The following is a 6,974-nucleotide window of genomic DNA, read 5'->3' on the forward strand; positions in this document are numbered from 1 at the left end:
CCTTATCGTCGGCAGCGTCAGATGTGTATAAGCGACAGATCCACCGGACCAGCCCCGAACCGGCCATCGAGGCCCGAGGACTGACCTTCCGCTACGGCCCACGCTCCCGACCTATCCTGGAGAACTTCTCCCTCACCCTCACCGACGGGGAACACCTCGCCGTGGTGGGCCCGAGCGGCGCGGGCAAGTCCACCCTGGCCGCCCTGATCGCCGGCCTGACACCACCCCAGACCGGCACCGTCCACCTCGCCGGCGAGCCCGTCGCCGACGCCACACCGGCCGCCCTGGCCCGGATGCGGGTCCTCGTGCCCCAGGAGGCCTACATCTTCACCGGCCGCCTCGCCGACAACCTCCGCTACCTCCGACCCGACGCCGACGACCGCACCCTGGAAACCGCCCTCGACGCGCTCGGCGCACGCCCCCTGGCCACCCGCCTGGGCGGCCTCGCCGCCCAGATCACCCCAACCCTGCTCTCCAGCGGCGAACGGCAACTCATCGCCGCCGTCCGGGCCTGGCTGGCACCCGCCCCGCTGGTGATCCTCGACGAGGCCACCTGCCACCTGGACCCGGCGCTGGAAGCGACAGTCGAGGACGCCTTCGCCCACCGCCCCGGCAGCCTCGTCGTGATCGCCCACCGCATCAGCTCCGCGATCCGCGCCCAACGACTGCTGGTCCTCGACGGCGACGAACCCGCGGCGGGCACCCACGAGCAACTGCTGAGCCGCTCGGCCACCTACCGACTGCTCGTCGGCTGCTGGGACGAACCCGCGATGACACCCCCCGCACCGCGCGGCTGAACCAGCCTCAGATCCAGCCCGCCTCACGCGCGACGCGCACCGCCTCGACCCGGGTACGAGCCCCGACCTTGCGGGCGATCCGACCGAGATGGTTGCGGACGGTGCCACAGGTCAGCCCCAGCGACACCGCGACCTCCGCGACCGGCGCCCCCGCCGCGGTCAGGGACAACACCTGCGTCTCACGATCGGTCAGCGGACCATCCGAGTGCAGCGCCGCCACCACGAGATCCGCGTCGAGCACCGGCTCCCGCCGCGCGAGCCGACGAACCCCGTCGATGACCCGCTGCGGAGCGACGTCACAGCGCAGGACACCCACCATCCGGGTCGCGCAGAACATCCCCCGCAGCCGCCGGGCCCGACGCGGGTGAGCCAGCACCAGCACCGGACACGAGCCCAGACGACTCGCCTCGACCCCCTCGATGAAGTCCAGGTCGGCCACCACCACGTCGGGCCGGTGGGCGAGCACGGCATCGGGAACCCCGGCGACGCGGTCCACCCTCCCCACCACACGGATGTCGTCCTCGGCGGCCAGGACGAACGACAACGCACCCAGCACCAGGGCGCCGTCCAACGCGAGCAGCGTACGGATCACCTCGAACCCTTTCCCTGCACCCGGATGACGATCACGCAACGTACGCATTCAAACACGCGAATCGCGCCTCCGCACGCTGGGGGAGCGGGCCCCGAACACGCCCCGGGCCCGCCCCCCGGACGACTACAACCAGCCGTCCCTGCGCGCCCGCCACACCGCTTCCAACCGGTTACGAGCACCGGTCTTGCGCAGGATCGCCGACAGATGGTTGCGCACCGTCCCATGCGCCAGGTGCAGCCGGACAGCGATCTCCTTCAGAGGCAGACCCTCCGCGGCCATCCGCAGCACGTCCGACTCCCGGGGCGTCAACGGACTCTCCGTGGGCCACAGCACCGCCGCCGCCGCGACCGGATCGATCGCACGCTCCCCGTCGGCGAGCGTGCGGATCGCCCGCACCAACTCCTCCAGCGAGCCGTCCTTCCCGACCAGGCCCCGAGCGCCGGCCGCCAGCACCGCCTCCACCAGGGCCGGACTCCACCGGGGGCTCATCGCCAGCACGGCACTCGTCGGCGCCTCCGCCCGGACCGCGGCGACCACCTCCACCGGATCGGGGAGATCCGGCGACAGCGCGAGCACCACCACCTGCGGCCGGCACCGCCGGACCACAGTCAACAACGCGCCGACACCCTCGACGTCGGCGACCACCTCCATGTCCTCCTCACGCGACAGCGCGGCGCAGAGCGCCCCGCGCAACAAACCCATGTCCTCGGCGATGACAACGTGGATCACCACGTCTCTCCGATCTCAGGTACGCGTCAGACGGCCACCACCCCGGATCACCCACAGGGTCCAGCAGACCGTCCACGCCTGACAGACGGGCAGGCGTCGGCCCAGGCACCGTCTCGTGAACGGGCCCGGGCACCGGTCGAGCCAGCGGCTGAATCTGCCGAATACAGGGCAGCCGCCGCGGGCCGACCGGCCGCCTCACCCAGGTCGGGCGATCACCGACGGGGATCGGGTCCCGAGGACGACGAGCCCGAGATCGTAGGTCTGCGCGGCGGCGGCGGCCACCTGCCGGACGACCGGCCACACCAGGCCGGGCGCGGGCGTCGACCCGTCGTCGACGCCGGCCGCATCCTGGTCGGCGGGTGTGACGGGCAGCCCCGGAAGCACCGCCGGAGTCGACGCCCGACCTGGCCGTGCGACAGGACGCCCCGTCGCAGACGTCATACGCGGCCCCTGGACGACAGACGCCGGCCACGGCGCAGCCACCGCCGGCAGCAGCTCGACGGGGCGTACCGGAGCCAGCGCCGGATCGACCGGCGGGGCCGGGGCCTGCCGGCTCGCCGCGTCGGTCACCGGGACAGGGCGGAGCCCGGGCCCCGCCAGCGCGGGCAGCCGCGCTGGCACCGCAACGATCACCGCGCCGAGAACCGGCGACAGGACGACATCGGTGACGCGACCGAGTACGACGACGACCGGCCGGATCGGCACCCAGTCCACGACGCCCACGACCTGCGCAACCGAGGCGCTGACCAGGCCCACCGTGGACGACATGGCGGGCCGGACCACCGGCGGCGCGGCCAGGCGCGGGTGTGCCCGGGTCAAGGGAACCGCACCGACCGCTTCCGCCACGATTGGCGCTGGGGGAGACACCACCCGCCGCGGCGGGCCGGCGTCGCGAGGCGGGCGATGACCGACCCGGACGGCCGACCCCGACCGCAGTCCAGGCCGGAGCGTTCCCCGCTCGACCGGACGATGCGTCACGGACGCGGCGACGCGGGGGAGCGCCACCGAACCGGCCGTGCCTCGGCTCGACCCCTCGGGCCACGTCGGTGGCGTCGCAGGGGCGACCCGCACAGCCCCTGCCCGCGAGGTGAGGGGCACATCCTGGCGACGGTCGTCGACCCTCGCATCCCGCTGGCGGTGCCGGTCGAGGCCTTCTCCGACGGTGAGCCGGACGACCCGCTCGACCACACCGGTCCGTTGATGACGCTCGCCGCCGACCCCGTCATCCGCGGCGGCTGGCCCCTGGAACAGAACGGCCACCACGAAGCCGGCCCCGACGGCGGCCAGGATCAGCACCATCCGCCGGGCGAGCCTGCGCATCCGGCCGGCCACGAACGGGACGGATCGAGTCGGCGCAGGAGTCGGCGGGTTTCCATCGACGGGACTTCGCACGCGGGCACGACCCCCTCCGCTCGAGTGTGCTGACTCATCGTAGCGATGTGGACACGCCACCGCATCCGGTGGCGTGTCGCGTACCGTCCGTCCTGTCCCGGATCCGGCGGGAGGCGATGGACGAGATGGTGGCCGCCGGGCTGAACGTGGCCTGCAGCAACAGCTTCAGCAGTCCACTGCGTGCCGTCCCGCCGAGGCCTGTCCGGACCAACGGCGATGCCAGATCGGCCGTCTGCGGCCCACCACTCGGCTCGATTCTGGACACCCGACGCCTTGCGAGACCGCCTACAACGCAGCGTGGCCGTACGCTGTCCCGATGTACCCGGACGACCCGACCCAGCGCCAGCAGCCGCCTGTGCCGCCGCAGCCCGGCTCATCCCCGCCGCCACCCCAGAGCGGCCCGCAGTATCCGCCGCCGCAGGCGGCACATGGTCAGTACCCGCCCCAGGGGTACCCGCCGCCGACGGGCTTCCAGCAGACCACCGTGGCGTCTGGCGGGATCCCCGGCTGGATGCACGTGCTCTACGCGGTCGGTGGCATCTTCACCTGCGGCGTCCTTTGGGTGGTGTGGATCGTCCACTGGTGGTTCGCGCAGTCCAAGAGCCGTTCGACGACCACGGTGACCGCAGTCCCGCCGCAGCCACCGCACCAGTACCCGCCGCAGTAAGCCAGGCGACACCGAGAAGCGACCGCGGGTAGTGGCTTCCGGGGGAGCTCTGCCTCCGCCGATCGGCCGCCGTATGACTTCCGGGGTGAACGTGCCCTTTCACAGATTCGGCACGGAAGCCCGTCGCCGGCGTCGAGGTGGGTCCAGAGGAACCTGACCGTCTCCTTCTTCTTGATGGAGCTGCCCAGATCCACCACCACCAGGCCACGCGGGTCGTACGCCGGCCGCCGATTCGATAATGTACATTATGTAAAGTAAGCCGAACTGGGGTCCCCTCGAAAGGGGGTCAGTCGCGCGTCAGCCCGGGAGGACACGCGTCCTCGTCGAGGCTGACGAGGCGGGCATTGACCAGCGGATGACGCCGCAGCCCCGCGAGCATGTCGGCGCTGCCGCCGATGTCGGTCCAGGTGTCGTCCCACAGGGCGGAGGCCAGCCAGGAGCGATCCGCCGGGAAGAACAGGTCGGGCAACGCTCCGTCGCCGCGCAGGTGGCCGGTACGCCAGGTGAGAGCCTGCTCGGGGCCCGCCTCGACCAGCAGATAGGACCACCCCCAGTAGAGGGACACCGTCGCCGCGCCCGGGTAGACGATGTCGTGCGCCCCGGTGTCGAGGTAGCCCAGCCACCACTGCTGCTCCGGGGTACGCGCTGCCAGCTCGTCGACGACGGCACGTTCGTGTGCGTCGACAGGGACACCGTCCGGCGGGTGGAAGGTGGCGTACGCCTCGAACACCGGCGGGATGGCGGCAGTGATCGACGGGCCCTGCGTGGTGTGGCCGGCAATCCAGGAGACGTCGTCGGCCGTCCCGATCCGCCAGCTCCGCCCGTCCCTGCTGACGCGTGTGGGACGCGTCCCGGTCGACGCCTCACCCGTGCCCTGGCGTCCGGGAACCGCGGCGGGTGACGCGTACGCCGTCCAGCCGGGTCCGCCGGCGCTCGGCCACCGATGCCCCACCGGGCACACCCAGGCGGTGGGCTCGGCCGAATCCTCGTACCAGCTCGGGTTGCCCCGTCGACCACACTCCGGGCAGGTGGCGGCCGGTCCCATGCCGGGCACGATACGCGTCTCCGGTCTCCTCTCCCCTGCTTCCCGGGAACGCGAAAATGCTGCATAATAACCCTTATGCATGACAAAAAGGGCGAATCGCTCGGGGTGCTGATCGAGGAGTTCCTGACCGCCCGCGCCACCCGCAAGCCCTCCCCCCACACCCTGGCCGCCTACCGGCGGGACCTGTACGCGGTGGCCACCCTTGTCGCCGAGGGTGACGCCACTCCCCTCCCCCTCGGCGAGCTGTCGATCACCGACCTCTCCCCCCGCGTCATGCGGGCGGCCTTCGCCCGGTTCGCCGCGCCCCGGGCGCCCGCGTCGGTGCACCGGGCCTGGTCCACCTGGAACAGCTTCTTCACGTTCCTGGTGGCCGACGGGGTGGTGGCGGGCAATCCGATGCCGGCGGTCGGGCGCCCCCGGGCGCTACTCCCCCAGCCGAAGCCGCTGCGCGGCGCGGACACCCCCGAGGTGCTGCTCGCGTCGGTCGCCCGGGACGACGGCCGGCAGCGTGACCCGTGGCCGGAGCGGGACGTGGCGGTGCTGGCGGTGGCGCTGTGCGCGGGGTTGCGCCTGTCGGAGCTGCTGGCGCTGCGGGTCGGATCGCTGGCGGGTCGGCCGGGTGAACGGCGTATCGAGGTGGTCGGCAAGGGTGGGCGGCCACGTGTGGTGCCGATCGAGGCGGACCTGGATCGGGTGCTGCGGGACTACCTGGACAGTCGGGTGCGCCGCTTCGGTTCGCGGTCGGTGCGGCCGGACTCGGCGTTGCTGGTGGACCGGCGCGGTGAGCCGCTGCGCCGCGGTGGGCTCCAGTATCTGGTGGAGTCCTGTTATCGGCGGGCGGGCATCGGTGACCGGGTGCCGCGTGGGGCGCGGTTGCACGCGTTGCGGCACACGTTCGCCACCCGTTTGGCGGAGGACGGGGCGAGCGCGGCGGAGATCATGCGGTTGTTGGGGCACGCGTCGTTGGCGTCGTCGCAGACGTACATCGAGGTGACGGCCGGGCAGCAGCGGGACGCGGTGCGGGCCAACCGGACCAACCGCGCGTTGGCGGCTCTGGTCGCGCAGGAGTGAGCGGCTCAGTGTGCGCGGTGGCCGGTGCCGTCGGCGGTGACGGGCAGGGGGCCGAGGACGGCGTTGATGATGTGGATGCGGGCGTTGGTGGCCTGGTAGTCGGCGCAGACCGTGTCGGCGCGGTCGGCGAGGCGGGTGGTGGGTCCGCTACGGGTGACGGTGATGGTGGCGCCGTCGAGGGTGGTGGTCGATCCGGCGGTGGTGAGGTCGTCGATCGGGTGGGCTCCGGTGCTGAGGTGGGCCTTGAGCAGGGTGCGGAGCTGGTCGGTGTGGTGGGTCATGAGGTCGTCCCAGTTGTCCTCGGAGAACGTGGCGGCGAAGGCGTCGTCGGTGGGTGCGAGGACGGTGACGGCGGTGCCGGCGGGGAGGTCGTCCAGGACGCCGCTGGTGCGCAGGGCCGCTTCGAACGTGGTGAGGGTGGGGATCCAGCGCAGTGCCGCGTCGACGGGTTGACCGGCGAGGAAGGTCGGGTTGCCGGGGTCGGTGCCGGTGGGCAGGGCGGCGCAGAGGGGTCCGGTGACCTGGGGCGTGGTGGCTGACGCGTCAGGCGTGCGGGATGTGGCCGGGGTGCCGGTGCAGGCGGCGAGCAGCAGTGTCGGCGCGAGGAGGGCGAGGGTCCGTAGTCGGGGGTGTCGCGCTGCGGTGGCGGGTTGCGGCACGGCGGCCTCCACGGGTTGGGGG

The 6,974-nt window shown here is 72.6% G+C and carries 9 protein-coding genes; 4 read left to right on the forward strand and 5 right to left on the reverse strand.

What is annotated here, in order from left to right; translation table 11 throughout:
* Positions 1–23: 23 nt before the first annotated feature.
* Positions 24–797: an ATP-binding cassette domain-containing protein gene (locus FHG89_RS32580; protein WP_244296083.1), complete on the forward strand. Its 774-nt coding sequence runs from the start codon at positions 24–26 to the stop codon at positions 795–797.
* A 7-nt stretch (positions 798–804) separates the two neighbouring features.
* On the opposite strand, the gene FHG89_RS32585 is transcribed toward FHG89_RS32580, so the two are convergent.
* From FHG89_RS32585 to FHG89_RS32595, 3 genes are all read right to left on the reverse strand, one after another.
* Positions 805–1,389: a response regulator transcription factor gene (locus FHG89_RS32585; RefSeq protein ID WP_139588216.1), complete on the reverse strand. Its 585-nt coding sequence runs from the start codon at positions 1,387–1,389 to the stop codon at positions 805–807.
* Between the two features lie 123 nt (positions 1,390–1,512).
* On the reverse strand, positions 1,513–2,118 hold the full coding sequence (locus FHG89_RS32590; RefSeq protein ID WP_244296087.1) for a response regulator transcription factor: 606 nt from the start codon (positions 2,116–2,118) through the stop codon (positions 1,513–1,515).
* A gap of 195 nt (positions 2,119–2,313) precedes the next feature.
* Positions 2,314–2,937: a hypothetical protein gene (locus tag FHG89_RS32595; protein ID WP_139588218.1), complete on the reverse strand. Its 624-nt coding sequence runs from the start codon at positions 2,935–2,937 to the stop codon at positions 2,314–2,316.
* Positions 2,938–3,255: 318 nt separating this feature from the next.
* Here FHG89_RS32595 and FHG89_RS32600 point away from each other — a divergent pair, with 318 nt between their 5' ends.
* Together FHG89_RS32600 and FHG89_RS32605 are read left to right on the forward strand one after the other, a co-directional pair.
* Positions 3,256–3,543, forward strand: coding sequence for a hypothetical protein (locus tag FHG89_RS32600; RefSeq protein ID WP_139588219.1), 288 nt, complete (start codon positions 3,256–3,258; stop codon positions 3,541–3,543).
* Between the two features lie 283 nt (positions 3,544–3,826).
* Positions 3,827–4,177 carry a hypothetical protein gene (locus tag FHG89_RS32605; RefSeq protein WP_139588220.1) on the forward strand — a complete coding sequence of 117 codons (351 nt, stop codon included), beginning with the start codon at positions 3,827–3,829 and terminating at the stop codon, positions 4,175–4,177.
* A gap of 286 nt (positions 4,178–4,463) precedes the next feature.
* Here FHG89_RS32605 and FHG89_RS34065 read toward each other — a convergent pair whose 3' ends face one another.
* The gene (locus FHG89_RS34065) at positions 4,464–5,222 is read right to left on the reverse strand and encodes a hypothetical protein (protein ID WP_244296090.1); all 759 of its coding nucleotides are present in this window, start codon (positions 5,220–5,222) and stop codon (positions 4,464–4,466) included.
* A 75-nt stretch (positions 5,223–5,297) separates the two neighbouring features.
* Between FHG89_RS34065 and FHG89_RS32615 the strand changes: the two genes are divergently transcribed.
* Positions 5,298–6,293, forward strand: coding sequence for a tyrosine-type recombinase/integrase (locus FHG89_RS32615; protein WP_139588221.1), 996 nt, complete (start codon positions 5,298–5,300; stop codon positions 6,291–6,293).
* Positions 6,294–6,298: 5 nt separating this feature from the next.
* On the opposite strand, the gene FHG89_RS32620 is transcribed toward FHG89_RS32615, so the two are convergent.
* On the reverse strand, positions 6,299–6,974 hold a 676-nt coding region (locus tag FHG89_RS32620; RefSeq protein ID WP_139588222.1), incomplete at its 5' end, for a fasciclin domain-containing protein.

The organism is Micromonospora orduensis, assembly GCF_006228125.1.
In the GTDB taxonomy this organism is placed as follows: Bacteria; Actinomycetota; Actinomycetes; order Mycobacteriales; family Micromonosporaceae; genus Micromonospora; species Micromonospora orduensis.

Excerpts from the sequence above, each read along its gene's own strand:
- FHG89_RS32605 (WP_139588220.1), top strand. The coding sequence starts at position 3,827 with ATGTACCCGGACGACCCGACCCAGCGCCAGCAGCCGCCTGTGCCGCCG.
- FHG89_RS34065 (WP_244296090.1), bottom strand. The coding sequence starts at position 5,222 with ATGGGACCGGCCGCCACCTGCCCGGAGTGTGGTCGACGGGGCAACCCG.
- FHG89_RS32615 (WP_139588221.1), top strand. The coding sequence starts at position 5,298 with ATGCATGACAAAAAGGGCGAATCGCTCGGGGTGCTGATCGAGGAGTTC.